The organism is Pseudomonas sp. Irchel 3E13, from assembly GCF_900187455.1.
In the GTDB taxonomy this organism is placed as follows: Bacteria; Pseudomonadota; Gammaproteobacteria; order Pseudomonadales; family Pseudomonadaceae; genus Aquipseudomonas.
Window position 1 is genome coordinate 351,209 of the sequence record NZ_FYDX01000009.1, and the last position, 25,298, is coordinate 376,506.

The following is a 25,298-nucleotide window of genomic DNA, read 5'->3' on the forward strand; positions in this document are numbered from 1 at the left end:
CGATGCAGACTCAAGGCAGCTCGATTCTGCCAGTCTCCCCCTCGACCACCGGCCAATCCCCGGCCGCCCACCTTTCCCGGGCCTTATCGATCAGCGCCGGCTCACTCGCCACGAAATTCCAGTTCATCCGCCTTGGCCCATCCAGCGGCGCGCCGCCGAATACCACCAGATGGCTTTCGCTTTCGGCGTACAGGCTGGCTTCCTCTCCCTCCGGCAAGACCACCAGCGTGGTGGGCTCCAGCAGTTCATCGTTCAGTCGCACGTCCCCGGCCAGCACATACACTGCCCGCTGCTGATGCTCGGTGGGCACGCACAGGGTCGTCGCCGCCTGCATCCGCACCTCGGCGTAAAGGGTAGGGGAGAGCACCGGCACCGGTGATTCAAGGCAGAAGCCGTTGCCCGCGATCATGCGAATCTTCACGCCCAGTGCTTCATTCACCGGCAGGCTGTCGGCCGTGTGGTGGCTGTAGTGGCCAGCGCCTTGTTCCGCGGACTTTGGCGACGCCAGCCAGACTTGCAGCCCATGCATCCGTGAACCCGTTTCCAGCAACTCGGCCGGGGTGCGTTCGACGTGGGCGATGGCGGCGCCAGCGGTCATCCAGCTCACCTCGCCGGGCCTGACCCGCTGATACGAACCGAGGCTGTCCTTGTGCAGCAGTTCGCCTTCGAACAGGTAAGTCAGGGTCGACAGGCCGATATGCGGGTGCTGGCGGATATCCATGCCATGGCCCGGGGCGTAGGCGGTTTGCAGCATGTGATCGAAGAACACGAAGGGCCCGACGCTACGGCATTTTGCCGACGGCAGCGGGCGCAGGATGGGCTGGCCTTCCACCGACTCAGCGCGGGGACGGATTACCAGGGGCGAGGTCATGCGGGGCTCCAGGCCGAAACGGATGGGCCTAGCATAGCCCGACCGCCGAACCCCGGGGAGAGGCCTGCTGTCTACCCTGTCCGAAGAATGGCAAAGGAGCGTGGGAATGCTCGCAAGACACCTGAGTGGATTCGTGCTGGCCGGGCTGCTGATCGCGGGGGCCGAAGCGCGCGAGTACCACTACAGTGATGCCCACCTGCATTACGTCGATTTCTTTCAGGAAAGCGAGGGCATGCCGGCACTGCTGGAGGCGATGGACAAGGCGCGGATCGACCAGGCGATGATCAGCGGCATTCCGGTGGCCAAGAAATGGCACGAGGACGAGCCCAAGCGTCCGCGCTATTACGCGGGCGATGACGCCGATGCCTATTGGTACAGCGCCACGGATATCTACGTGGCGGCGGCGTTGCTGAAACTCAGTCCGGAGCAGCGCAAGCGTTTTCACCCGTTCCTGTCCGGCTTCAACCCGGTGGACAAGAACGCCGTGGCCCATATCGAACGCATGCTGGAACTGCACCCCGGCCTCTGGCAGGGCATCGGCGAGGTGTTCACCCGGCATGACGACCTCACCGCGCTGACCAGCGGCGACACCCCGCGGGCCAATAACGAGGCGATGACGCGGATCTATCATCTGGCGGCCGAGCAGGACATGCCGGTGCTGATCCACTCCAACATCACCTCCAAGCGCGAGCGCAATCCGTTGTACCTGGCGGAAATCGAGGAACCGCTGCGCAATCATCCGCACACGCGCTTCATCTGGGCCCATGCCGGCAGCAGCCTGGAGATCCATCGTCACCAGACGCGGATGGATTTTCTCCTGCCGACCCTGGAACGCCTGCTGGAGACCTATCCCAACCTTTATGTCGATCTGTCCTGGAGCGTCCTGCAACCGTATCTGCTGGATGAGCAGGGCACGCCTGACCGCCAGTGGCTGGCGCTGGTGGAGCGCTTTCCCGAGCGCTTCATGCTTGGCTCGGATGTGGTCGGACGTTTCGGCAGCCAGGGTGAGCAATTGCATGGTTTCGATCCGTTTCTCGATGCCTTGCCCGAAGGCATCGCGCGCAAAGTCGCCCGGGACAACTTCCTTGCCGTGTTGCCGAAACCGCGTTGAGCGGGATTGTCATCAGCCTGTCATGCCCGAGTCATAGTCTGCCGCGATCCACTACAGAGGAAGCGCAGTATGTTGACTAGCCGTTTGAGCGCCCTGGTCGGGCTGATGTGCATCGCAGGCGTTGCCAGTGCCGAGGTGCGGGTGCAGGGACCGGTTGAATATGGCGTGTTCGAAACCAAGCTGCAAAACGCCCAGCCGGGCGAGCGGGTGCTGACCATGAACAGCCAGACCATCCAGTCGACAGATGAGGTTCCGGCCAAATTGGGCAGCAAATTTGGCATCCGCTACCGGCTGGAAGGCAAAACCGCAGAGGACACTCCGCTGACACTGCTGTACCTGACCCCCGGTATCGTCACCCCCGATGGCAAGCGCCACGACAAGTTCGAAGTGGTGCAGAAACTGGTGCCTGGCGCGGCGATGGACGTGATGGCCTATGAGTTTACCGAGCACCATGAGGCGGTTCCGGGCACCTGGCATTTCATGGTTTTCCAGGGCGATCGCTTGCTCGCGGAGAAGCAATTTACCGTCCGCTGAATTCCGTGCGGTGCTGCTCCGGCAATCACAAGGCGTTTTGATATCACCAATTCTTCTTACGCAAAAGTTCAACGGTCCGATACCGTCTAAGCATGTCGGCTGCAGACCTGAGCAGCGCTTGCGGAAGGAACCGTTCGATGAGTCTGAGAAGCTTGAACATAGCGCCCCGGGCTGGATTGGGATTCGGCCTGTTGGCGCTGTTGGTGGTTGCCTTGGGGACATTCGCCTTGTCGCAGATGGCGAACATGCGCGAGCAGTCCGACCAGGTGGAAAGTAACTGGTTGCCCAGCGTGATCAACGTCGGGCAGATGTCCCAGGACATGCTGCGGGTGCGCGCCTTGACCTTGCGACTGTTGGTCAATCGCGACCCGGCGGCGCAGCAGCAGAACATTTCCCGCATCGAAACCCTCAAAGAGAATCTGGTCAAGGCGCAAAAGACCTACGACGCGCTGATCGTGCTGCCGGAGGAGCGCACGCTGTTCGACCGCTACCTTGACCAGCAGAAACAATACTTCGTCTTGCAGGCGCAGGTGATGAGCGAAGCGACCCAGGGACGGGTCGACGCGGCGGTGGAACTGGTCAATGGTGAGATGAACCAGTTGGCCGACCAACTGACCGCGACCCTCAATGAACTGATCGACCTCAATAACCACCACGCCAACCTTGCCACCGACAAGGCGCAGACGGTGTACGTCGGCGCGCGTTTCTGGGTGATTGTCCTGTTGGTGGGCGCGCTGGTACTGACCGTGGTACTGGCTTTGGTATTGACCCGCAGCATCGTTCATCCGCTGGCGCAATCGCTGCACGTGGCCGAGGTGGTTGCCACCGGCGACCTGACCCCGCAGATCACCATCAAGGGCAAGGATGAACCGGCGCGCTTGCTGGTGGCGCTCAAGACCATGCAGCAGAGCCTGCGCGACACCATCGGACGGATCTCCGACTCGTCGAACCAACTGGCCTCGGCCTCCGAGGAACTCAGCGCGGTGACCGAGGACGCAACCCGGGGCCTTCAGCAGCAGACCCAGGAAATCGAGCAGGCGGCCACCGCGGTCAACCAGATGACCACTGCGGTGGAGGAGGTGGCCAGCAACGCCGTGGCGACCTCGGAGGCTTCGCAGGAGTCTGATCGCATCGCCCGTCAGGGACGTGAACAGGTGCGCCTGACCGTGGTGTCCATCGAGGAATTGGCGGCGGGCGTCAGCACCAATGCCGATGAAGTCGGGCAACTGGCGGAGCGGGTGCAGGGTATTTCCAAGGTGCTGGACGTGATCGGCTCGATTGCCGAGCAAACCAACCTGCTGGCGCTGAATGCCGCCATCGAGGCGGCGCGGGCTGGCGATGCCGGGCGCGGTTTCGCGGTGGTGGCCGACGAAGTGCGGGCGCTGGCCCATCGCACCCAGCAATCGACCCGGGAAATCGAGCAGATGATCGGCGGCATCCAGCAGGGCACCGACCGCGCGGTGGATGGCATGCAACAGACTCGCGAGCGGGCGCGGCACACGCTGGATGGGGCTCATGCCGCAGGAGAGGCGCTGGAGGAAATTGCCCTGGCGATCAGCCGGATCAACGAGCGTAACCTGGTGATCGCCAGCGCCTCCGAACAGCAGGCCGCGGTGGCGCGGGAAGTGGATCGCAACCTGACCAATATCCGCGACCTGGCGTTGCAGAGTTCAGCGGGGGCCAGCCAGACGGTGGAGGCGAGCCAGGCGCTGTCGCAGTTGGCGGTGGAACTGAATGCGTTGGTGGGGCGGTTTTCGGTTTAGGGAGGGCTGATCGCAACCCCAAAATCCGGTCCTTAAAATGAAAAACGCCCCGAACCAGTCGGGGCGTTTTTCATGCAAGAGCCTCAGCCCTTACTTGCCTTCCCAGCGCTTGAGCACGAGGGTGGCGTTGGTGCCGCCGAAACCGAAGCTGTTGCTCATCACGGTATCGATCTTGGCGTTTTCGCGGGTTTCGCGCAGGACCGGCAGGTCGGCGACTTCCGGGTCCAGCTCGTCGATGTTGGCGGAGCCGGCAATGAACTTGCCTTCCATCATCAGCAGGCAGTAGATCGCTTCGTGAACGCCTGCGGCGCCCAGGGAGTGACCCGACAGGCTCTTGGTGGAGCTGATGGCCGGAGCCTTGTCGCCGAACACGTGACGCACGCCTTTCATTTCCGCGACGTCGCCGACCGGGGTCGAGGTGCCGTGGGTGTTCAGGTAGTCGATCGGGGTGTCGACGGTGGACAGCGCCTGTTCCATGCAGCGGATCGCGCCTTCGCCGCTCGGGGCGACCATGTCGTAGCCATCGGAAGTGGCGCCGTAGCCGACGATTTCCGCGTAGATCTTGGCGCCGCGGGCCAGAGCGTGTTCCAGCTCTTCCACGACGACCATGCCGCCACCGCCAGCGATGACGAAGCCGTCACGGTCGGCGTCGTAGGCGCGGGAGGCCAGTTCAGGGGTTTCGTTGCGTTTGGTGGACAGGGCGCCCATGGCGTCGAACAGGAACGACTGGCTCCAATGCTCTTCTTCACCGCCGCCGGCGAAGACGATGTCTTGTTTGCCCCACTGGATCTGCTCCATGGCGGTGCCGATGCAGTGTGCGGACGTCGCGCAGGCCGAGGAGATCGAGTAGTTGATGCCCTTGATCTTGAACGGAGTGGCCAGGCAAGCCGAAACGGTGCTGCCCATGGTGCGGGTGACGCGGTATGGGCCGACGCGCTTGACGCCTTTCTCGCGCAGGGTGTCCAGCGCTTCCATCTGGTTCAGGGTCGAGGCGCCGCCGGAGCCGGCAACCAGGCCGGTACGCGGGTTGGAAACCTGCTCTTCGGTCAGGCCGGAGTCCTTGATCGCGTCCTGCATCGCCAGGTAGGCGTAGGCAGCGGCGTGACCAACGAAGCGGTAGACCTTGCGGTCGATCAGTTCTTCGAGGTTCAGGTCGATGGAGCCGGAAACCTGGCTGCGCAGCCCCATTTCCTTGTATTCCGGGTTGAAACGGATGCCCGGACGGCTTTTACGCAGGTTTTCGGAGACGGTCTCTTTGTCATTGCCCAGGCAAGAAACGATGCCCAGACCTGTGATTACGACGCGGCGCATGCGAATAACCCTTAGAAATTTTCAGTGGAAGTGAATACACCGACGCGAAGGCCTTCGGCGGTGTAGATCTCGCGACCGTCAACGCTGACCGAACCATCGGCGATGGCCATGTTCAGCTTGCCCTTCAGGACGCGCTTGATATGGATGTTGTAGGTAACCTTCTTCGCCGTCGGCAGGACCTGGCCGAAGAACTTCACTTCGCCCGAGCCCAGCGCACGGCCGCGGCCCGGCAGACCTTGCCAGCCGAGGAAGAAGCCGACCAGTTGCCACATGGCGTCGAGGCCCAGGCAGCCCGGCATTACCGGATCGCCTTCGAAGTGGCAGGCGAAGAACCACAGGTCCGGAGTGATATCCAGCTCGGCGACCAACTCACCTTTGCCGTACTTGCCACCCTCTTCGCTGATGTGGGTAATGCGATCCACCATCAGCATGTTGGGGGCGGGCAGTTGCGCGTTACCTGGGCCGAACAGCTCACCGCGACTGCAGCGCAGCAGGTCTTCCCGAGTAAAGGCGTTTTGTTTGGTCATGCGAGCTCCTCAATAGTCCCCGTGCGGCAAGGGGCGAATCTTCCCGACCGACCCAGACCTTTCGGCCTTGGGCGGTAGCCTACCCATAGACTATTGCGTTGTAGTGAAAGTCACAGCACAAGGGACGAAGATGTACACTTGTGCACTGAAATTTTTCCGACAGACCTTTCTTAGGCCACTTCCGGCCTCTAAGACTGCCGCAATTTAGCATTTATCGCCAGTCACGACTGCCTGACCGGGCAGCCAACGCTGCAGAATCTGCTGTAGATCATTACGTTTGAACGGCTTTGTCAGGTAGTCGTTCATTCCCGCCTCCAGGCAGCGTTCCCGATCACCCTGCAAGGCATTGGCCGTCAGGGCGATGATCGGCAGGTCACGACCCTGCGGCATCTGGCGGATTCGCCGGGTAGCTTCGTAGCCGTCGACGATCGGCAGCCGGCAATCCATCAGCACCGCGGCGAACGGTTGCCGTGCCACCAGGCTGATGGCCTGGGCCCCATCCCCCGCAATACAGACCTCGAAGCCCAGGCTGCGCAGCATGGCCTGAATCACGGTCTGGTTCACCGGATTGTCTTCCACCAACAGTATCGGCTGCCCCTCGGCGGTGTCCGGCGTGGTGTTGTTCGCGATGGCCAGCAGCGCCGGGCGCGCCTGCAGGGTCAGTGGCATTTCCAGGGTGAAGGTCGAGCCCACGCCCACACGGCTTTCGGCGCGCAGGCTGCCGCCCATGCGTTCGGCCAGGTTACGGGCGATGGACAGGCCCAGCCCGGTGCCGCCGTAGCGACGGGAAATCGAGCTGTCGGCTTGTTGGAAGGCGACGAACATGGTTTCCAGGCGCGAATTGTCGATGCCGATGCCGGTGTCGCGCACGGCGCAGGTGAACCAGATCAGTTGCCGGTCGAGGATCTGCCAGCGCGGAATGACCTGGACGCGGCCCGCTTCGGTGAACTTGAGGGCGTTGCCGATCAGGTTGACCAGCACCTGGCGGATACGGGTCGGGTCGCCGCTCACCTGGAGCGGTTCCATGCTCTCCGGCATTTCCAGCTCCAGCGTCAGGTTACGCTGCTGGGCGGTGTGCAGGAACGACTGCACGCTGTTGCCGATCAGTTCGGCGAGGTTGAAGTCGATGTGCTCCAGCTCCAGCGCAGTGCGTTCGATGCGCGAGAAGTCGAGGATGTCGTTGATGACCTTGAGCAAGTGCCCGGTGGACTCGCTGGCGACGCTGGTGTAGTCGGCCTGTTCGTCGCTCAATTCGGTGGTTTGCAGCAGTTGCAGCATGCCCAGCACGCCGTTCATCGGGGTGCGCAGTTCGTGGCTCATCATCGCCAGGAATTCCGACTTGGCCTTGTTCGCCTGCTCGGCTTCTTCGCGCGCCTGGGTCATCTGCGCCATGGCTTGTTCCTGCTCGCGGGAGGCCTGGGCCAGACCGCTGGCGAGGTTGTTGATGTGCCGGGCCAGGTGCCCCAGTTCGCTGTCGTCGACCTCTGGCAGCGGGGTGTTGAAGTCGCCTTGCTGGATCGCCTTGACCGCATGTCCCATGTCGCGGATCGGCTCCGACAGGCTGCGCGCCAGGCGCCGGGCCAGAAGGAAGGTAAAGAGCAGGGCGAACAGGGCGAGGATCCCGGCCTTGATCACGATCTCCTGCTGGCGCTGGCTGAAGGCGTCATTGGACATGCCGACGATCACCCGGCCCAGGTAATCGTCCGCGATGATGCTCGGCGGTTCTTCACCTTCTTGCAGGAAGTCGGCGTCGAGGTTGATCCGTTGCAGGCGGATCGGTGCCTGGAACACTTCGACCTGCTGGGCGCGGTTGACGTGCTCATCGGGCTGCTCGACGTACACCAGGATGTGATTGGCGTTGTCCTGCACTTCGAGGAAGCGCACATGGGGAATAGTCAGGGTGGCGCGCATCAGGCTTTCCAGCACTTCGTCGTTGCCGGCGATCACGCCGTACTCCGAGGCCGGTGCCAACTGGTTGGCGATCAACTGACCGGTGTGGTTCAACTCCTGACGCAGGTCCTGGATACGCACAAAGGTGAAAAAACTGATCAGCAGCAGCGTCAGCACCAGAGCCGGGCCGAGGCTGATGATCTGGGTGCGGGTGCTGATGTCCCAACTCACGGCTTTCATCGGGTGGATTCTCCTGCGGCGACGGCCTGGCTGGCGGCATCAGGGTCGATTGCCTCGACGCCCAGGGCCCGGGCGACCTGCTGGTTGCCGTAAACGCTGAAATATTCCGGGTAATGCGTGCGCGGCCATTGGTCTGCGGGCTTGTCGAGCAGGTGGTCGAGCACCGCGAGCCAATCGTTCTGGTCGCTGTAAGTACTGGCCAGGGCGCCGGCGCGGACGAAGCCGGCGTTGGGACCGATCAGCGCCATCTGCCGGGCGTAGCTGCTGAGCAGCAGGTTTTTCGCGGTCTTCGGGTTGTAGAGCTGCGGGTCGTCCAGGCCGAGCAGGACATCGGTGTCTTTCAGCAGGACTTGCAAGGGCCGGTTGTCCTTCAGGTCGGGCCAGTACTGTGCGTCGATTTCGAGGCCCAATGGCCGGGCCGCGCGGCGCAGTTCGTCGAGCAGAAAATGGCTGTGGTCGCTGTAGAGCACGCCCACCCGCCGCGCTTGCGGCAGCAGGTAGCGGATCAATTGCAACTGGCGAGGTAGCGGCGGGTCGCTCCACAACAGGCTGAGGTAGGGCGGGCGCAGATTGCCCAGGCGTTGATCGGCCTGGACCCGGCTGATGCGCAAGACCAGCGCCGGCGGGCCGGCCGGCTCGCGCAGGCGCCAGTCCAGCGCGGGCGGATCAAGGAGGACAAGCCGGATGCCGGGCTTTAACTGGCCGGGGGCGGGCAGTTGCGTGACCGGGACAAAACGCACGGTGTCCGCCGGACGTCGCGCGGCCAGCGCTTCGACGAAGTCGCGCACGCTGTCGTTGTCTTGAGCGCCGGTGAGAAGAATTTCGCCGGCAGAGAGCGATGTCAGGGGCCATAACAGGACCAGGAGCAGGCAGCGCCGCAACAGGCGCATCAGAACTCCAGCTCCGCGCTGAAATACAGCAGGTGCCGGCTGTCGTAGCGGTTGTCGGCCTTGGTGGTGGGCTCATCGTCAAGGCGCTGCTGCACGGTGCCGGCCAGCTCCAGGCTGGCGTGGGACAGGACGAAACGCTTGGCCACGCGCAGGTCGACCCGCTCGAAACGGTATTGGTTCAGTGCATCGTCCCCGTAATAGAAGAGGGCGCTCGACCAGCCCCGTCCCCAATCATGCATCCAGCCGGCCGAACCGCTGTTGCTGGCGGTCAGGCGCTGGTCGTCGGGGTTGCTGGCCTCGGCGTCGACGTAAGCGTAGGTCAGGCGCAAGCGGTCGACGGCGCTCAGGCGCCAGTCCAGTTGGGTTTCGCTGCCGGTGAAGCGGGCGTTGTTGCTGTTGCTGGCGATGTATTGGTTGTTGCGCAGCGGTTCGCTGATCATCCCGCTGATCTCGTCATGGAACAGCTTGAAGTCGACGCTCAGGTCCAGCGCGGCGAAATAGCCGTTGTAGCCCAGCTCCCGCGAGCGCATGCGTTCCTGGTCGAGGTTGCCGGGGCCGCGGGTCTTGACGAAGTACTCGCCGGTGCCCTGGCCGAGGGCGAGGGGATTGAGGTTGGTGACCCGGTAGCTCCAGTTGACGTTGTTCTCGAACATGTCCGCCGAGCGCACGGCCTCGGAGTACACCGCGCGCAGGCCGTGGCGCGGAGTGATCAGGTAGTTGACCGCCACGCGCGGGGTCAGTGAGTCGCCCGCCAGTCGCGAGGACTCGTACATCGCGCCGCCCTGGACGATCCAGTGTTCGTCGGCGCGCCATTCAAGCTGGCCGAACAGGCGCCAGGTCTGGTCGTCCAGGCTGCCATTGAAGTAGGTCTGCGAGTCGGCGCGGTCGTAGCGGTAATTGACCCCGCTGAGCAAGCGCAGGTTGTCGGTGAGGCTGAGGGTGTCCTGGAGTTCCAGGTCGTAGCGGGTCTCGCGGGTGCTCTGGTCGATGTTGCCGCAGACCGGCTGTTTGCCGCCGTTTTCCCACTGTTGCTTGACGATGCCGGCCAGGCGCTGCTCTTCGCCGGTGCCTTTCGGAATCGGGGCGGTGATGTTGCGCGCCAGTTGCTCGGTGTAGTTGGGGTTCAACTGCCAGAGCTGGGTGAGTTCCTGGCTGAAGGAAATCGCCGCATCGCAGGCGCGCCAGACCTGCTGGCGGTCCCAGTGCTGGGCCGAGCCCTGGACGTAAAGACTGTGTTGTGGGCTGAAATCGATGTTCCAGCGCAGCGAGCCGGCGTAGTCCTTGGCATTGACGTCGGAATTGTCGCCGTTGTCGGTGATGCCATAAAACACCGGCTTGTAGGTGTATGGCCGCTGGTCGCTGCCTTCCTTGGCCGAGAGTTGCCAGTCCAGGCTCTGGCTCGGGTCCAGGGTGTGGCTGGCGCTGATGTTGAAGCGGGTCAGGCGGCGGCTGTCGCGGTAGTCCGCGCCGAACAGGTTCTGGTCGAAGCCGTCGTCCTGCATGCCGGAGAGCGAGAGGCGCAGGTCGCCGCCGTCCCAGCCCACGCCCTGGCTGGCGTAGAAATCATCGATGCCGCGTTGGCCGCGGGTGATCTTGAGGCGCGTGCCATGGCTGTCGGCCGGGCTGCGGGTGAGGATGTTGACCACCGCCATCAGCGCGTTGGCGCCGTAGCTGACGGTGTTGGGGCCACGGAACACTTCGATGCGCTCGATGTCTTCCATAGCCAGCGGAATGTCGCTCCAGTCCACGGTCGACAGGCCCGCGCGGTACACCGAGCGGCCATCGATCAGCACTTGCATGCGCCGGGCGTCGTTGACGTTGCTGCCGTGGTAATTGACCGTCGGCTGGTTGCCGGCGCCGTAGCCGATCATCATTCCCGGCACCAGGCGCAGCAGTTCGGGGATATCGCGGGCGCCGCTGGCCTTGATCAGTTCGCTGTCGAGCACGGTCATGCTGCCGGGCACCGCGGCCGGGGATTGCTTGAGGCGGGTGGCGGTCAGCACCTGCGGCATTGCCTGGCTGTCGACGAACAGGTCGTCGGCCACGGCGGGGCCGCCGAGCAGGGCGGCCAGCAGCAGATAAGGGTGCGAAGGGCGAGGGCCAGAGGACACAAGGCGGCCTTGATCGAAAAGACAAGCGGGCATGTTAACCGACCGCCCGGCATTTTCCAGTGATCTGGCGCTGGTCGCGGCGCTCCGTATAATGCTGGCTTCGCCACTTTTTATGGTTTTAACGGATTGGATATGACTGAACAGCAGCCTGTTGCGGTTCTGGGAGGCGGAAGTTTCGGCACCGCCGTGGCGAACCTGCTGGCCGAAAACGGTGTTGGGGTCCGGCAATGGATGCGCGACCCCGAACAGGCCGAGGCCATGCGCACCACCCGGGAAAACCCGCGTTACCTCAAGGGCATCAAGATCCATCCGGCGGTGGAACCGGTCAGCGACCTGCTCGCCACCCTGCAGGGCAGCGAGCTGATCTTCGTCGCGCTGCCGTCCAGCGCCTTGCGCAGCGTGCTGGCGCCGCATGCCGAACTGCTCGGCGGCAAGATGCTGGTCAGCCTGACCAAGGGCATCGAAGCGCAGACCTTCAAGCTGATGAGCCAGATCCTCGAAGAGATCGCGCCCAAGGCGCGCATCGGCGTGCTGTCCGGGCCGAACCTGGCGCGGGAAGTGGCCGAGCACGCGCTGACCGCCACCGTCGTCGCCAGTGAAGACGAAGCGCTGTGCCAGCGCGTCCAGGCCGTGTTGCACGGGCGCACGTTTCGCGTCTATGCCAGCGCCGACCGCTTCGGGGTCGAGCTGGGCGGCGCGCTGAAGAACGTCTACGCGATCATCGCCGGCATGGCGGTCGCCCTCGGCATGGGCGAGAACACCAAGAGCATGCTGATTACCCGGGCCCTGGCGGAAATGACCCGGTTCGCCGTCAGCCAGGGGGCCAACCCGATGACCTTCCTCGGCCTGGCCGGCGTCGGCGACCTGATCGTCACCTGTTCCTCGCCCAAGAGCCGCAACTACCAGGTCGGCTACGCTCTCGGCCAGGGCTTGAGCCTGGACGAGGCGGTCAACCGCCTGGGCGAGGTGGCCGAAGGCGTCAACACCCTCAAGGTGCTCAAGGCCAAGGCCCAGCAGGCGCAGATCTACATGCCGCTGGTGGCCGGGTTGCACGCGATCCTGTTCGAAGGGCGGACCCTCGCCCAGGTAATCGAATTGCTGATGCGCGGCGAGCCCAAGACCGACGTCGATTTCATTTCCACCAGCGGTTTCAATTAAGCGATTCAGGAGCACGACATGAGTGAGTCACCCAAACAGGCGCAACGTGAGTCGATCGTTTTGCGCGTTCTCTGGATGCTGCTGTTCCTGCTGGTCTGGCAGGTCGCCCAGACCCTGCTCGGCGTGCTGGTGCTGTTGCAGTTGATCTACCGTCTGGTCTACGGCGCGCCGAACGCCAGCCTGATGAACTTCGGCGACAGCCTGAGCCAGTTCCTCGCCCAGATTGGCCGCTTCGGCAGCTTCCATACCGAGCAGAAACCCTGGCCGTTCGCCGACTGGCCGACCCCGCGTCCGGCCGAAGGCGAAGCGCCGCACAGCGTGCCCCCGGCGGCCCATCCGGTGCGTGACGAAGAGCCGAAGCTGTGAAGGTCTGGGTATTGCGCCACGGCGAAGCCGAGCCGCACGCCCGCAGCGACGACCAGCGCAACCTGACCGCCCACGGTCGCCAGCAGGTGTTGCGCAGCGCCGCGCACCTGCTGGGCCAGCCGCTCGACGCGATCCTGGTCAGTCCTTATGTCCGCGCCCAACAGACCGCGGGGCTGGTGCATGAAGCGCTGGGGTTCGCCAAACCGCTGGTCACCGTGCCCTGGCTCACCCCGGAAAGCGACCCGGCGCGGGTCATCGACGAGCTTGACGGGCTTGGTCTCGAGCACGTTTTGCTGGTCAGCCATCAACCCTTGGTGGGGCAACTGATTGGCCTGCTGACTAAGGGTTCCCGCCAGGAGAGCGTTCCGATGAGCACCGCGAGCCTGGCGGAGCTGGAAGCTGACTTCCCGCTGGCCGGGCTGATGAACCTGCGCAGCCTGCGTCACGCCTGATCCACCTTTCCCGACCTGCCAAGCCCACGGCGCCTTTTTCAGGCGCTGTGGGCTGGCGTGCGCCTGACACCTGTGTCAGCAGCCGCTTTCATGGGTAAGCGCTGGCTTGTCACGTCCCCGCCCAGGCCTTTTTTCCCTCTGCCTACCTAGCATTTTTGTCAGTTTCGGCAAATCCGCAGTTGGCGTTTACTGCTGCTCAAGAGTTGGAGTCGGTAACCGCGGTGCCGGTGCCGGCTCATGGCGAGAGACGCGCACTGCTGTGCGGTGGTTTGCCCGCCGCTGCCTATGGAACGGATTAAGGAGAGAAATCATGAGCACTATGAAGATACTGTCGGCTGCTGAGCAGGCCCGGTGGGACTACCGTCAATCGTTGCGCAATGAACCACTGGAAGAACTGCTAGCGCCCAATGTCCTTGCCATGATCGAGGGTGATCCGGACGGACTGCTCAACGCGCCGATGATTGCAACGTCGATGATTGTCGAGATGCAGAACTGGCGAGAGTCGGCCGAACCTTTTGGCGACACCGTCTACCTGTACTGGACGCGCGAGAACGAGTCTGAGCAGAGGCTGATCGGGATGTTGTCAGTAGCGTCGGATGCGACCTTTCCTGTGCAGGTGTCCGTTGACCGGGATGATTATCTTCAGGGCCGTTTGCTGATGAGTTACATGGTGGAGTCCAATCTCAGCGGCAACCAAAAGATCTCTCAGTCACGACTCATTACCGTCGACACCATTGCCCCCTGCGAGCCCAATGAGCCGCTGCCCTTACAGTTGGCCACCAAGATCATCACTGACAACTACCTCGAGGAAAACGGCGGTCAACTGATCGCTACGGTTCCGGAGTATCCCGATCGTGAGCCAGGCGACAGGTTGTTCTTCTATTGGGTGAGCGACGTCCCGGATGATCCGACGATGATCACGCCCACGCTCGGTCCGCTGGATCTGGACGCGTCGATGGAATTCGCCATTACCCGTGACATTCTCGAACAGGCTGGGAATGGCCAATGCCTGGGCATCTATGTGTTGCTGGACAAGGCAGGCAACCGCAGCCACCTTTCCGTGTATATCGAGGCGACTGTCGCGTTGGGACCTCTGCCGGAAAACCTCCTGCCGCCAGAGGTGCCACTGGCCAACGACGGGCGTATCGACCGTCTGGACGCACTTGAAGTCGTGGTCGAAATCCCTGTTTTCGAGAACTGGAGCAATGGCGACATGGTGCTCGTGATTTGGGGGGGCACGGCGCTTGAACCCTACCCGACCGGACCCGCGCCCCAGTTCCCGCTGCGCATTTCTGTGCCTTGGGCAGTGCTGAAGGCCAACTATGATTTCCTGGACGCTGGCGACGGCGATCAACCTCTCACGGTGAGCTATCAGGTAGCGCGTGGGGAGGCGTTGAAGTTCCCTGAAACGCCACTGAGCAAGGAAATCATCGTCAACTTGAAAGTCGTCGGGCCGGTGAACCCTGACGAACCTGAAACAGTGAACCCGACACTTGCCGAGTTGCGAGTCGTGGGGGAATCCGGCATTGATAACCAACTCAACACCAGTGACCACGGCAAGGATGCAACCGCCTTCATTACGTTGTATGAGGAGGCGAAGGAAGGCGATTACATCTGGGTTTATTGGAAGGGGCAGCGTGTACCGAACTATCATGTCGTCACGGCAGAAGATGTTCCAGGTACAGAAGTTTCGGTTGTTGTTCCCTGGAGCATTATCGAGGCCTCCGGCAACGATCCATTGTTGCCCGTGCATTACATCATTACTGATCTTGCCGAGGTGAACTTCCAGCAATCACCGTCGACGTCGGTCATTGTGAAGGTCCTGACGATCACTTTCGAAGCACCTGAGTTTCCACATATCTGGACCAATCCCGTTGGGGGGAACCGGGCAATGAATTGCAGTTCGGTTCGCAAAGAGGAAGGGGTCCGTGGTTTCTATGTGTATGTCAAACCTGACGGCAGATACCTGAGAGCGGGTGTAGAAGTCACCATGCATTGGCGAGTTACCGAGTGGCCTGATGGCGGGACAGTGGCGGGCACGGAGTTCTCGGAAGTCATCACCCTCACTCCGCAACAGGAAGTGAACGGTATTACCTGGTTTGTTCATCCTTACGAAACCTACATTTTCCCAGCGTACAGCGGGACCGAATCCGGCGTCGGAGACACGCATGTGCAATACAGCCTGGAAGCTGGCGGTGAGGTGGTCTGGTCCGAGTACGCGAAAGAGCTCATTGGCTTGTCGTTTCCTGGCGGGGGTACTTGCCCGGCGTAGTAAGCGGCGCCAGTAGAGCACCCTTGATGTGAATGCGGCGCGAATCATCGATTCGTGCCGTTTTTATATGGCAAGAAACTGGAGATGCCGATGAATAATACTATGCTGTGTGTAGATTTTTCCTACATATATTCGGGGTGTGCGTCATTAGTATCTCAGACCTTTCCGGGTTTGGCGCTGGTGTGATTAGCGGTGCGCCTGACGGTTGGATTTAATCTGCCAAAGGATATATTCATGAAAAGTTACTCGCCGCTGCTTCGTTCTCGAGTGCCCTATGCCCGCAAATTCATTCTCCTCGCGCCACTCTTGCTGATAAGTGAGCAAGCGCTGGCACTTTTAATTGATGGGGAAACAAAAATCTTCAATGACATTTTCTTGAATGATCGCGTTGAACTGCGTAACGAGTCGGTTCTGACATTCAATGGTGGCGGCTCTGCGGCGATTACCGCGCGATCTGGTTCAGCGGTGAATCTGAATGGCGCAACTATCCAGTCGAATACGCCTGAAGCCGCACTTTCACTACAGAACAGTTCTGCCGTGATCAACGGTGGTTCGCTCACATCCACTGGCGGTATCGGGCTTGCCGTTGCACGTACGGCGGGTAGCCCCGACAGCGGTTCCACCGCCATCGTGAACAACGCGAGTATTACTGGCGTGGTTGGCGCAACGGTGTCAGCCAACAGCCTGCTGGAGTTGAGTGGCAGTGAACTCACCGGCACGCAGACACATGGGCTGAGGCTGCTCAATGGCGTTGCCATAGCGGGAAATGGCACGGTCATCCGAGGCGCGACCAACGGCGTGTTCATTTTTGATGAAGCCACTGCCGGCACCAGCACATTGACCCTGGATAACAGCACGGTCATTGGCGAAGGCGGTTCCGCCATTCTGGTGGACAGCGCCTTTGCTGACAGCGAGGCGATCGTCAACGTCAACAACGGCGCAAACCTGCAAGGCAGCAATGGCGTGTTGTTCGAGGTCATCGGTGACAGTACCGGCACCCTCAATGTCTCCAACAGTGTGCTCGAAGGCGACATCGTCGCGGAGGCGGGTAGTACCGCCAATGTTTCGCTGGCCAACCGCGCCGTGCTCACTGGCCGCCTGGAAAACGTCGAGTCGCTGGCGGTCAACAGCCAGGCCCAATGGGTCATGGTCGAGGATTCCTCGGTACAGAACCTCAGCATGGGCAGCGGTGGCAGCATCAAGTTCGGCGACCCCGGCGACTTCTTCACCCTGTCGGTGGAGAACCTCTCGGGCAGCGGTATTTTCGAAATGGAGGCTGACTTTTCCCAGGGCCTGTCCGACAAGCTTGAGGTGACCGGCGTCGCCGACGGCAATCATGAAATCCTGGTCCACAGCAGCGGCGCCGACCCGCTCTCCGACTCCCGCCTGTTGTTGGTGGAAATCGCCGGTGGCAATGCGCAGTTCGCCCTGTTGGGCGGCGAAGTGGACCTGGGCACCTGGTCTTACGGCCTGGCCCAGGACGGCAACAAATGGTACCTCGATGCCAGCACTCGCAAAATCAGCCCCGGTGCCCGCACCGCGCTGGCGATTTTCGAAGCGGGCCCCACCGTGTTGTATGGCGAACTGAGCACCTTGCGCAGCCGCATGGGCGAGATCCGCATGAACGACAGCAAGGCCGGCGGCTGGATGCGCAGCTATGGCAACAAGTTCAACGTGTCTGCCCAGGGCAGCAGCTACAGCCAGGTGCAGCAAGGCATTGCGTTCGGTGTCGATGCGCCGCTGCCCTATGGCAACGGACAGTGGCTGATCGGCCTGCTCGGCGGCTACAGCACCTCCGACCTGGACATGGGGCGCGGCACCTCCGGCAAGATCGACAGTTACTACGCTGGCGTTTACAGCACCTGGCTGCAACCGGAGTCCGGCTACTACATCGATGGCGTGCTGAAATTCAACCGGTTCCAGAACCAGGCCGATGTGCACTTGAGCGACGGGGCCAAGGCCAAGGGGGATTTCGACAATGGCGCGGTCACTGCCTCGCTGGAAGCCGGTCGGCATATCAAGCTGAACGATGGCTGGTTCGTCGAGCCCTATGGCCAGTTGATCGGCGCGGTCATCCAGGGACAGAGCTACGACCTGGACAACGGCATGCAGGTCGATGGCGACCGCAGCCGTTCGCTGCTGGGCAAGGTCGGTGTGACGGTCGGCCGTGACATGCTCATGAGCAACCAGATGCGGGTTCAGCCTTATGTCCGTGCGGCGCTGGCCCATGAGTTCATCAACAACAACGAAGCCGAGGTCAACGACAACCGTTTCGACAATGATCTGTCGGGCTCGCGTGGCGAACTGGGCGCGGGGATCGCGTTGTCGCTGACCGATCGCATCGCGGTGCACGCGGACTTCGACTACAGCAACGGCGACAAGATCGAGCAGCCCTGGGGGGCCAATTTCGGCGTCCGCTACACCTGGTGACACACCATGAAGGCCGGAACCCGGTGCCCTTGGCGGCATCGAGTTCCGGCCTTTTTTGGCTTTGCACAATCGCCATTGCCCTGCCAGCCACCTGATATTTTTGTCAGTTTCGGGGGTGAGCCTGCCCATTGTTCAATGGGTGCTCCAGTATCCGGCGAGTGAGCTGCCATGACTGATTTCAACCCTTCCCCGAATTCCATCACCGAACCCGCGGATGACGCCCGCGAATTGTCCCTTCCGATTGTGGACGCGGTCCTGCCGCCGATCGACGGCGGACAAGAAAACCTCTTGCCGATCACGGCACTGACGGCGCCCCTGAACGTCAAATTTCCCCTCTGGCCGAATTCGGACCCCAGCCCTCAGCAACCGGAAACCCTCGTGTTGCTGTGGAATGGCGCCGTGGTGCAAAGCAAGACCTGGACGGCGCCGATCGCCTCGGGCGATCTGTTTATCGAGTTGCCCAAGGAACATTTGCGAGAGGGCATCCATCGCTTGGGCTACCGGGTGGAGAACTGGCTGGGCAACCCCGAGGAATCCGCCCTTCTGACCCTCACCATCGACACCACTCCCCCGGTCGGCCTTCAAACTCCCGCCAAGCTGGTGTTTCCCATGGATGTCATTTTCGGCGGAATCACCAATCGCTACCTGGAGGCCAACGACAACAAAGTCGAGGCCACCGTGCCCCGTACCTCCTACGAGTACATGCCGGGTGACCGTCTCAAAGGGTTCTGGGAGGAGTTTCCGTATGGCCAGAACCAGGTCATCGATGTCGAGCTGACCCCGGACCTGACAGTGTCCTTCGATGGCGAGATGATCGAGCGCGAGGGCAACGGCGACCGGGCAATCACCTACCTGTTGCAGGACCGTGCCGGCAACGTGTCCAGGCTGTCCGATTTCGAAAAACTGAATGTGAACATCCTTCCCCCTGAGCCACGCCCCTTGCCAACGGTGGTGGAGGCCAAACCCGGTCACCCGGGCGAAGGCGTCCTCGACCCGAAAAACACCACCAGCGGCGTCACCGCCCGGGTCCCTGCGCAGCAGGACGATATCAGCGGCGCCGCCTTGACCCTGCACTGGAGCGGGTTTGGCGCGCACGGCTCGTTCCAGACCAGCACGGCAAGCTCGCCGGACGGTCTGGACTTCAAGATTCCCGCGAGCGCCATTCCCGCCAACATGGGGCGTCAGGTCGAGGTCTATTACAGCGTGAAATGGCCGACCGGCGAACCGGAAGTCTCGGCGACCTATCTCCTGACCGTGCAGAAGCTGGCGACCACCACCATGATGTTGCTCAGTTGCCAGCAGGCGGGGAGCGGCAGCCTCAGTCTCGCCAGCACGCCGCAGGGCGCCAACCTGTCGATGGCCCCCTGGCCTTACAAACCGCTGACCGATGGCATGCGCATCAACCTCTGGGTCACCGGGCTGGACAAGCAGAACCAGGCGATACGTTTCGACCTTCTGAAAGGTCAGGTCGTGCCCAAGAACGCTTCTCCGGTTACCGCGGTATTGCCCAGGGCCGACCTGCTGAAGCTGCAGGTGAACAAGGTGTTCGCCACGCGGGTCGCGGTCAGTTTCGATGACGGCGAGAGCTATCTGGATTTCCGCCCGCTGGATCTCAATCTGGTGAACTAGGAGGCCCAAGATGAGCACGATGGCTGAATTGTTGTCCGTGATGAAGGGCAAGTCGCTGACCCTCGGCTGGGATGCGATCGTGGTGTATAGCCGTGACAAGGCCAATGCGCTGTTGCTGGACCAGACGATCGAGCGCCTCCAATCGACCAGCGGCTACATTCAGCCCATCAACGGCGAGCTGGCGCTGGAGGATATTGCCGGCACCCGCTTGCACCTGTTCGGGTTGCAGCTCTCGGCGCCTGCGCTGTCGTTCGACGCGGCGCAACGACGCAGCCAAGGCGCGACGTTGCGTTTCCCTATCGAGGGCGGAATGGTGGTGACCACCGTCGCCCCCGCTGGCGGTTTCGAGCGGGTGGTCAGGCTGGAGCAACAACTGCCGCTGGCGCAGGCAACCCTGAGCATGCACCTCGACGTGGGTCGTACCAGCGGCGGCACCGGCGCTGGCAGCGTGTTCATCGAGTTGCATGAAGGCACGCAGATCACCAGTTCGTTCGGGGACGACGACGCCACGCGCAAGGCCGTGGCGGCGTTCTTCGAGAAGATCTTCCGGGCGCTCGACAGCACTCGCCGGCGCTTCGAGCTGGGCAGCATCGGCAAAGTGGAGGTGCCCGAGCTGACCCCGGAAACATTCGATATGCGGGTGGTAACCCGCAACGCCGATGCGCGCCCCGGATCGCCGGATCACGGCGACGGCGCCATCGAGTTGTACATCCGTTTCAAGGGCGGGTCGGCGGGGGACGACCCGGCCCCGTCCTTTCCGTTTCTGCTGCCTGACGGCTTCAGCGGCAGCCTGCTGCTATCCAGTCGCGTGCTGTTCGACAAGGTGCTCAGGCCACAACTGCTGAAGGATATTGGCTACGGCATTGGTTTCGCCGACTACCCCGGCGGCAAGGACAACGCCTGGGTGCTCAAGGCCAATACCGGTGAGTTCGCCGCGCCGTTCGATTACCACTACACGGTGCGCAATGGCGATTTCGACGCGGTGTTTTCCAGCGACATGAAAACCACCTTCGGCGCTGAGGGCAGCCAGTTGCCATTGACTGTGCAGGGCGATGGCGAACGCTTGCGGGTGAGCTGGAAGAGAACCACCTCCGCACCCTTCGAGCGGGTCATCCACTGGAGCTGGCCGTCCGGTGAAGAGTGGGATCATGGCGACCTGAATTTCAGCTACGACTTCAGCCTCGGCTTCTCCGTGGCGCTGGAGAGCAATGGCGTGGTCGCGTTTCATCGGTACGGCGGAACCCACTTCACCCTGAGCATGAACGGGCATGAATGGCTGCCCGATCTGGGCGGTGGGGAATTGTCGAGTATCAACGAGGTCGCCAGGCAGCACTTCATGCCGGTGGTGGTCAAGATGTTCGAGGGCGTGCAACCGCCGGCCATCGACACGTTCGTGGCGCGCAACCTGCTGTTTCCCGGGCGCAATGCCCTGATTCCGAGCCAGGTGCATTTGCCTGGCGACCTGTTCCTGGCCGGGCAGGTCGATCATGCCTTCGCCGTGCAGCCTGCCCAGGCGATGCTCGCGGCGGGGGGCAGCCTGGTCTTCAGCACCCAACCGGCTCAGTCCGGCGTGAGTTGGAGCCTGGCTGGCGTGCGCGGCCAGCAGGGTGGGCTGGGCAGCATCGACAGCAGCGGACGCTATCAGGCGCCCGCGGCCGACACCCTGATCCAGGGTTTCATCACGGTGGTAGTCACTGCCAGCAAAGGCTTGGGTTCAGCCAAGATCACGGCCTCGACGGTGGTCAGCGTGGTGCGCGAAAGCGTGGCGGTCAGCCCGCTGTTCCAGGTGTGCGACGCCGCCTCATCGCGGGTCTTTTCCGCGTCCAGCATCGGCGCCGGTACGCTGCGGGCCTCCCTCGACAACCCGGGCAACGGCGGCAGCCTGACGGCGGACGGCCACAATCAGTGGCGCTACACCGCCGCGCCCAGGGATTACCGTGAATACTTCGTGCTCGACGCCATCACCCTTACCGACAGCGCCAGTGGTGCCAGCAAGAAGACCTTCGTCCTGGTGCTTCACGACATGCTCGCCTTGCGCATTCAGCTCGATGAATCATCGCCGGGGCAGGGCGGGCAGTTGCGGGCGTTCGTCGCTACCACCGAGGTGCCTGCCGCCCAGGTGGAGTGGAAGGTGATCGGCGATGGCCGGGTCGATGCTGCCGGGCGTTACTATCCGCCGGCCAACGGCATCGCCGGGTTTGATTTGATCACCGGGTTGACCGGCAAGAACGACTTCATTCCGCCGAGCGGCTACTTGGTGATCCCGCGCACAGAGGCATTTTCAAAGGGGCTCCAGGCGAGACGCGATGCCTTTGGCACTATCCACGTCAGTTGGGACGCGATGCCCGGTGCGGTGGAATACGAGGTGGAGGGGTTCGAACGCAAGACCACCACCACGGCGCTGAAATGCACCTGGTTGCTCGCGGTGGCGGGGATTGCGTCAATTTCGCTGAAAGGGCGGTATGCGGATGGGCGTTGGTCGGAGGCGATCGTGATTCGGTTCTTCAATATGCCGGGGGCGAACTGAAAGCGAACCGCTTCAGGGAAGCAGGACTCCCGACAGCGATCTGTCGGGAGTCTGTTCACCTCTATTCCTACGGAATCCTGGTGAGGTCATACACGGGGGCGTTCGAAAATTTTCCTTGTTGGATGTCCGGGTTCGCGCGTGCGGCGCTGACGGTTTTGTTGTTACGAATGCCATTGAGCACTAACTGGAGCTCGGTCCTTGGCCCGCTTTGGGCGGACTTGGGACCAGGCGTCTTTTTCAGTTTCACGTTTTTGATGTCTTCGAGGGAAGGGCGGGTCGCGGTCGTTGGTGGGGCCGTCTGTGCTTTTGGGGTTGGCTTGGGTGGTACGGGTGGTGGGGTCTGAGTAGCAGCGTTCTGCACGAATGGTTTTTGGGGTAGAGCACTTTGAGTTGAATTGTAAGCTTGGGGATTTCGCCAAGGACCCGCTGGACTATCCAGATCATCGACTGTAGAAGCCCTGTTGCTTTTCCACCCATTGAGCTTCAACGAACCCAACCCCAGCGCCATCGACGCGATCCCCAACCCGAAGCTTATCTGGCCCAATACCTTCTTCGTCTGCCTGTCACTGACCAGTGATTGCGCCGCGCCTGTGCCCAACGCTCCCGCGCCGGCAGCAATGGCGGTCAAGGCGATGCCGCCCTTCGCGGCCGCCGCGAGGCCGCCGCTCACCATCAGCGCATACGCGGGGGTGAGGGCGCCGAACGACAGCACCGTCAGGCCCGCGCCGAGTATGCCCAGGCCAAGACCTACCCAGCCCGCGCTTTCCCAAAAATGCCCGGTCGGATCCCGGAAATTCACCGGATCACCCCCGCAGTACATGTACGGGTTGATGCCGCCGGCGCCGAACGGGCTCAGCGAATCAGGGCTGTGAAAGCACCTCAGTTCCGGGTTGTAGGCCCGGTAGCCCTTGCCCAACAGATACCAGCCGGACTGGCTGTCGCGCACTTCGCCGTTGAAACCCAGCAGGGTTTTCATGCCGTCATTGCCGCGCTCGCCATAAGCGCCGTAGGCGGTCTCACGCAGCGCCTGTTGCTGGCTTTCGCCGCGCACGCTGCGGTTGGCGTCGGTCAGCAGCAGCAGGGTTTCGGCGGGTGCATTCATCTGTTGCTGGCCCAGCGGCCGGTCGCCGTCGTACAGATAACTGACGCGGGTGCTGCCTTGCACTGTGCTGGCCAACTGCTCGCCCTGGTAGAAACGCAGGGTCTGCGCCTCCTCGCCGTGGGCGACCCCGGTCAATTGGTTGTGCCCGTCGTAGCGGTACTGGCTGAGGTTCTGCCCGGTTTCGCTGGTGACCCGCAGCAGGCGGCCCTGGCTGTCGTAGTGCAGGCCGTTGCCGTTTTCGTCGGCGAGCAGGTGGCCGTCGGCGTCGTAGCTCAGGTCCTGGCTGTCCGGGTAGTCGGCGTGGGTGTGGCTGATACGCACCAGTTGGCACGGGTCGTCGTCGGCGAAGCTGCGCGCCGACTCATCGCTGCTGCCGTCGGCGAAGCGGGTGCTGACGTGCAGCAAGTTGTCCAGCCCGTCGTAGTCGAAGGTCTGTGAGGCGATGGCATTGCCGTAGCGATCCGTCGGCAGGGTCTGGCCCGAGCAGTCGTGCCTGATCAGCCGCCCGCGCACGTCGTAGTCGAACACTTCTTTCAGTGAGGTGCCGGCGCTTTGCTGGTGCCGGCTCTGCAGGCGGTTGTCGAGGCGCCAGGCCTGGGTGAGGGTTTGTGGTGGCTGGCCGCTCAGCGCGAGGACGCGTTCGATTTCCCGGCCATGGTCGTCGAAGGCCAGCGAGGTAACCAGCTCGGTCCCGGTGTCGAGGTCGCGGGTGGTGGTGCGCCACGCCCGGCCCAGGCTGTCGTAAGCGAAGCTGGCTTGCAGGCGACCCTGGGTGACGCTCTCGACGCGGCCATGGACGTCGTATTCGTACGCGGTTTCCAGGCCGTTGACGTCCGTGTGGCGGATCAGGCGACCGGCCAGCGAATACGTCGACAGGGCTTCCCAGGTCGTGCCGTCGACGATCCAGCGTTCGTGGCTGAGGTAACTGGCGCTGTCGTAGGCGAACTCACGGCGGCCCTGATTGTTCTCGGTCACGGTCAACTGCGCGTTGGACCGGTCGTAGGTGTAGCTGGCCTGTTCGTCCGGGGCGATCAGGCCGACCGGCAGGCGGGTGAGGTTGGGGGTGTATTCGTAGCGGATGGACTGGCCGCCGGCCGTAATTAGCTCATCGGGCTGCAATCGGCCGCCCTGGTAACGGTACTGCTGGCTGCGCGGACCGACATCGAGGTGGGTCAGGCGCTCAAGGCCATCGAATTGCTGTTCACCCAGGCGCAGGGTGGCGCGGTTGCCACTGCCCGGCGTTACATCGAGGCTGACCGCCAGTTCGGCGCTGCTGTGCCCGGCGTACGCGCGGACGATCTGTGTCTCGTCCGGCAGCACGGTCAGGCTGACGCGGTCCCACGGGTCGTAGCGGTAGAAGGTGCTCTTGCCGAGCACGCTGATCTCTTGTCGGCAATGGCCGAGGCCGTCGTAGCGTTGTTCGGCGGTGCTGACCACCTTGTCGTCGCTGTCGAGCACTTCGCTTTTCAGCGGTTTTTCGAACAGGTTGTAGGTCACCCGGTCAAGGTTGCCGCGTTTGCCGTCGGTGCCTTGCTGCCAGGTGTGGCGGGTCATGGTGATCGGGTCGTAGCGGTTGTGGGCGATGATTCCGTCCGGCCCGGTGACGCTGTCCTGTTCGCTCCAGTCGTCGTAGGTGTAGCGGCTGGTCAGGGCTACAGTCTCGGCGCCCAGCCAGTCGAATTCGGTGCTCTCGCTCAGTTGCCCGAAGGCGTCATAGCTGGCGCTGTACGTCTCGCGCAGCGGCTTGCTCACCGGGTTGCCGTCGACATCCTGGCGCAGTTCGCTCACCACCCGTTGCAGCCCGTCCAGCAGGCTGCGGGTCTGTACGCCCTTGACGTCGATGGTGGTCTGGGTCGGTTGCCCGGTGACCTGATTGACCAGCAGGTACTGATACTGGCGCCGTGCCTCGACATTGCTGCCCGGCGCGACTTTTTCTTCGATCACCCGCCCCAGCGCGTCATAGGCGTAGGCGATCTCCACGTCGTTGTCGTCACGCTCCAGCAGCGCGCGGCCGTTGAGCAGCGAGTGTTCCAGGATGATGACCTTGCTCACCGCGTCGAAGTTGGTCTTCAGGGTTTCCATGGTGCGCAGCACCGGCTGGGCGACGTACTGGC

The 25,298-nt window shown here is 62.6% G+C and carries 17 protein-coding genes; 10 read left to right on the top strand and 7 right to left on the bottom strand.

Features of this window, described 5'->3' with window-relative positions; genetic code table 11:
* Nucleotides 1–10: 10 nt before the first annotated feature.
* Nucleotides 11–871: a pirin family protein gene (locus tag CKW37_RS18245; RefSeq protein ID WP_095157103.1), complete on the bottom strand. Its 861-nt coding sequence runs from the start codon at nucleotides 869–871 to the stop codon at nucleotides 11–13.
* A 106-nt stretch (nucleotides 872–977) separates the two neighbouring features.
* Here CKW37_RS18245 and CKW37_RS18250 point away from each other — a divergent pair, with 106 nt between their 5' ends.
* The 3 genes from CKW37_RS18250 (at nucleotide 978) to CKW37_RS18260 (ending at nucleotide 4,279) form a co-directional block, all read left to right on the top strand.
* Complete coding sequence (locus tag CKW37_RS18250) at nucleotides 978–1,982, top strand: amidohydrolase family protein (protein ID WP_095157104.1); 1,005 nt, start codon at nucleotides 978–980, stop codon at nucleotides 1,980–1,982.
* Between the two features lie 69 nt (nucleotides 1,983–2,051).
* A complete protein-coding gene (locus CKW37_RS18255; RefSeq protein ID WP_095157105.1) occupies nucleotides 2,052–2,516 on the top strand; it encodes a DUF3859 domain-containing protein in 465 nt (154 codons plus the stop codon).
* 137 nt (nucleotides 2,517–2,653) lie between these two features.
* A complete protein-coding gene (locus tag CKW37_RS18260; protein ID WP_095157106.1) occupies nucleotides 2,654–4,279 on the top strand; it encodes a methyl-accepting chemotaxis protein in 1,626 nt (541 codons plus the stop codon).
* Nucleotides 4,280–4,369: 90 nt separating this feature from the next.
* On the opposite strand, the gene fabB is transcribed toward CKW37_RS18260, so the two are convergent.
* From fabB to CKW37_RS18285, 5 genes are all read right to left on the bottom strand, one after another.
* A complete protein-coding gene (gene fabB / locus CKW37_RS18265; RefSeq protein WP_095157107.1) occupies nucleotides 4,370–5,590 on the bottom strand; it encodes a beta-ketoacyl-ACP synthase I in 1,221 nt (406 codons plus the stop codon).
* A gap of 11 nt (nucleotides 5,591–5,601) precedes the next feature.
* A complete protein-coding gene (fabA, locus tag CKW37_RS18270) occupies nucleotides 5,602–6,117 on the bottom strand; it encodes a 3-hydroxyacyl-[acyl-carrier-protein] dehydratase FabA (protein ID WP_095157108.1) in 516 nt (171 codons plus the stop codon).
* Nucleotides 6,118–6,321: 204 nt separating this feature from the next.
* The gene (locus CKW37_RS18275) at nucleotides 6,322–8,247 is read right to left on the bottom strand and encodes a response regulator (RefSeq protein ID WP_095157109.1); all 1,926 of its coding nucleotides are present in this window, start codon (nucleotides 8,245–8,247) and stop codon (nucleotides 6,322–6,324) included.
* Complete coding sequence (locus tag CKW37_RS18280; protein WP_095157110.1) at nucleotides 8,244–9,137, bottom strand: ABC transporter substrate-binding protein; 894 nt, start codon at nucleotides 9,135–9,137, stop codon at nucleotides 8,244–8,246. The genes CKW37_RS18275 and CKW37_RS18280 overlap by 4 nt, the downstream gene beginning before the upstream one ends.
* Nucleotides 9,137–11,281: a TonB-dependent receptor domain-containing protein gene (locus CKW37_RS18285; protein ID WP_095157111.1), complete on the bottom strand. Its 2,145-nt coding sequence runs from the start codon at nucleotides 11,279–11,281 to the stop codon at nucleotides 9,137–9,139. The genes CKW37_RS18280 and CKW37_RS18285 overlap by 1 nt, the downstream gene beginning before the upstream one ends.
* Before the next feature lie 99 nt (nucleotides 11,282–11,380).
* Between CKW37_RS18285 and CKW37_RS18290 the strand changes: the two genes are divergently transcribed.
* From CKW37_RS18290 to CKW37_RS18320, 7 genes are all read left to right on the top strand, one after another.
* Nucleotides 11,381–12,406 (top strand): NAD(P)H-dependent glycerol-3-phosphate dehydrogenase, encoded by a 1,026-nt coding sequence (locus CKW37_RS18290; RefSeq protein ID WP_095157112.1) that lies wholly within the window; start codon nucleotides 11,381–11,383, stop codon nucleotides 12,404–12,406.
* An 18-nt stretch (nucleotides 12,407–12,424) separates the two neighbouring features.
* Nucleotides 12,425–12,772, top strand: a complete 348-nt coding sequence (locus CKW37_RS18295; RefSeq protein WP_095157113.1) for a DUF4389 domain-containing protein — start codon at nucleotides 12,425–12,427, stop codon at nucleotides 12,770–12,772.
* Nucleotides 12,769–13,224, top strand: coding sequence for a phosphohistidine phosphatase SixA (sixA, locus tag CKW37_RS18300; protein ID WP_095157114.1), 456 nt, complete (start codon nucleotides 12,769–12,771; stop codon nucleotides 13,222–13,224). The genes CKW37_RS18295 and sixA overlap by 4 nt, the downstream gene beginning before the upstream one ends.
* Nucleotides 13,225–13,534: 310 nt before the next feature.
* A complete protein-coding gene (locus tag CKW37_RS18305; RefSeq protein ID WP_095157115.1) occupies nucleotides 13,535–15,496 on the top strand; it encodes a hypothetical protein in 1,962 nt (653 codons plus the stop codon).
* 375 nt (nucleotides 15,497–15,871) lie between these two features.
* Entirely contained in the window at nucleotides 15,872–17,926 is a 2,055-nt protein-coding gene (locus CKW37_RS18310) for an autotransporter outer membrane beta-barrel domain-containing protein (RefSeq protein ID WP_371864298.1), read from the top strand.
* 168 nt (nucleotides 17,927–18,094) lie between these two features.
* Nucleotides 18,095–19,555 (top strand): hypothetical protein, encoded by a 1,461-nt coding sequence (locus tag CKW37_RS18315; RefSeq protein WP_095157117.1) that lies wholly within the window; start codon nucleotides 18,095–18,097, stop codon nucleotides 19,553–19,555.
* A gap of 10 nt (nucleotides 19,556–19,565) precedes the next feature.
* A complete protein-coding gene (locus tag CKW37_RS18320) occupies nucleotides 19,566–22,082 on the top strand; it encodes a hypothetical protein (RefSeq protein WP_095157118.1) in 2,517 nt (838 codons plus the stop codon).
* 67 nt (nucleotides 22,083–22,149) lie between these two features.
* On the opposite strand, the gene CKW37_RS18325 is transcribed toward CKW37_RS18320, so the two are convergent.
* A partial coding sequence (locus CKW37_RS18325) for an RHS repeat domain-containing protein (protein WP_143502031.1) occupies nucleotides 22,150–25,298 on the bottom strand: 3,149 nt, incomplete at its 5' end.

Bases quoted from the DNA above. Each gene is read 5' to 3' on its own strand.
- CKW37_RS18245 (WP_095157103.1), bottom strand. From the start codon at position 871: ATGACCTCGCCCCTGGTAATCCGTCCCCGCGCTGAGTCGGTGGAAGGC.
- CKW37_RS18250 (WP_095157104.1), top strand. From the start codon at position 978: ATGCTCGCAAGACACCTGAGTGGATTCGTGCTGGCCGGGCTGCTGATC.
- CKW37_RS18255 (WP_095157105.1), top strand. From the start codon at position 2,052: ATGTTGACTAGCCGTTTGAGCGCCCTGGTCGGGCTGATGTGCATCGCA.
- CKW37_RS18260 (WP_095157106.1), top strand. From the start codon at position 2,654: ATGAGTCTGAGAAGCTTGAACATAGCGCCCCGGGCTGGATTGGGATTC.
- fabB (WP_095157107.1), bottom strand. From the start codon at position 5,590: ATGCGCCGCGTCGTAATCACAGGTCTGGGCATCGTTTCTTGCCTGGGC.
- fabA (WP_095157108.1), bottom strand. From the start codon at position 6,117: ATGACCAAACAAAACGCCTTTACTCGGGAAGACCTGCTGCGCTGCAGT.
- CKW37_RS18275 (WP_095157109.1), bottom strand. From the start codon at position 8,247: ATGAAAGCCGTGAGTTGGGACATCAGCACCCGCACCCAGATCATCAGC.
- CKW37_RS18280 (WP_095157110.1), bottom strand. From the start codon at position 9,137: ATGCGCCTGTTGCGGCGCTGCCTGCTCCTGGTCCTGTTATGGCCCCTG.
- CKW37_RS18285 (WP_095157111.1), bottom strand. From the start codon at position 11,281: ATGCCCGCTTGTCTTTTCGATCAAGGCCGCCTTGTGTCCTCTGGCCCT.
- CKW37_RS18290 (WP_095157112.1), top strand. From the start codon at position 11,381: ATGACTGAACAGCAGCCTGTTGCGGTTCTGGGAGGCGGAAGTTTCGGC.
- CKW37_RS18295 (WP_095157113.1), top strand. From the start codon at position 12,425: ATGAGTGAGTCACCCAAACAGGCGCAACGTGAGTCGATCGTTTTGCGC.
- CKW37_RS18305 (WP_095157115.1), top strand. From the start codon at position 13,535: ATGAGCACTATGAAGATACTGTCGGCTGCTGAGCAGGCCCGGTGGGAC.
- CKW37_RS18315 (WP_095157117.1), top strand. From the start codon at position 18,095: ATGACTGATTTCAACCCTTCCCCGAATTCCATCACCGAACCCGCGGAT.
- CKW37_RS18320 (WP_095157118.1), top strand. From the start codon at position 19,566: ATGAGCACGATGGCTGAATTGTTGTCCGTGATGAAGGGCAAGTCGCTG.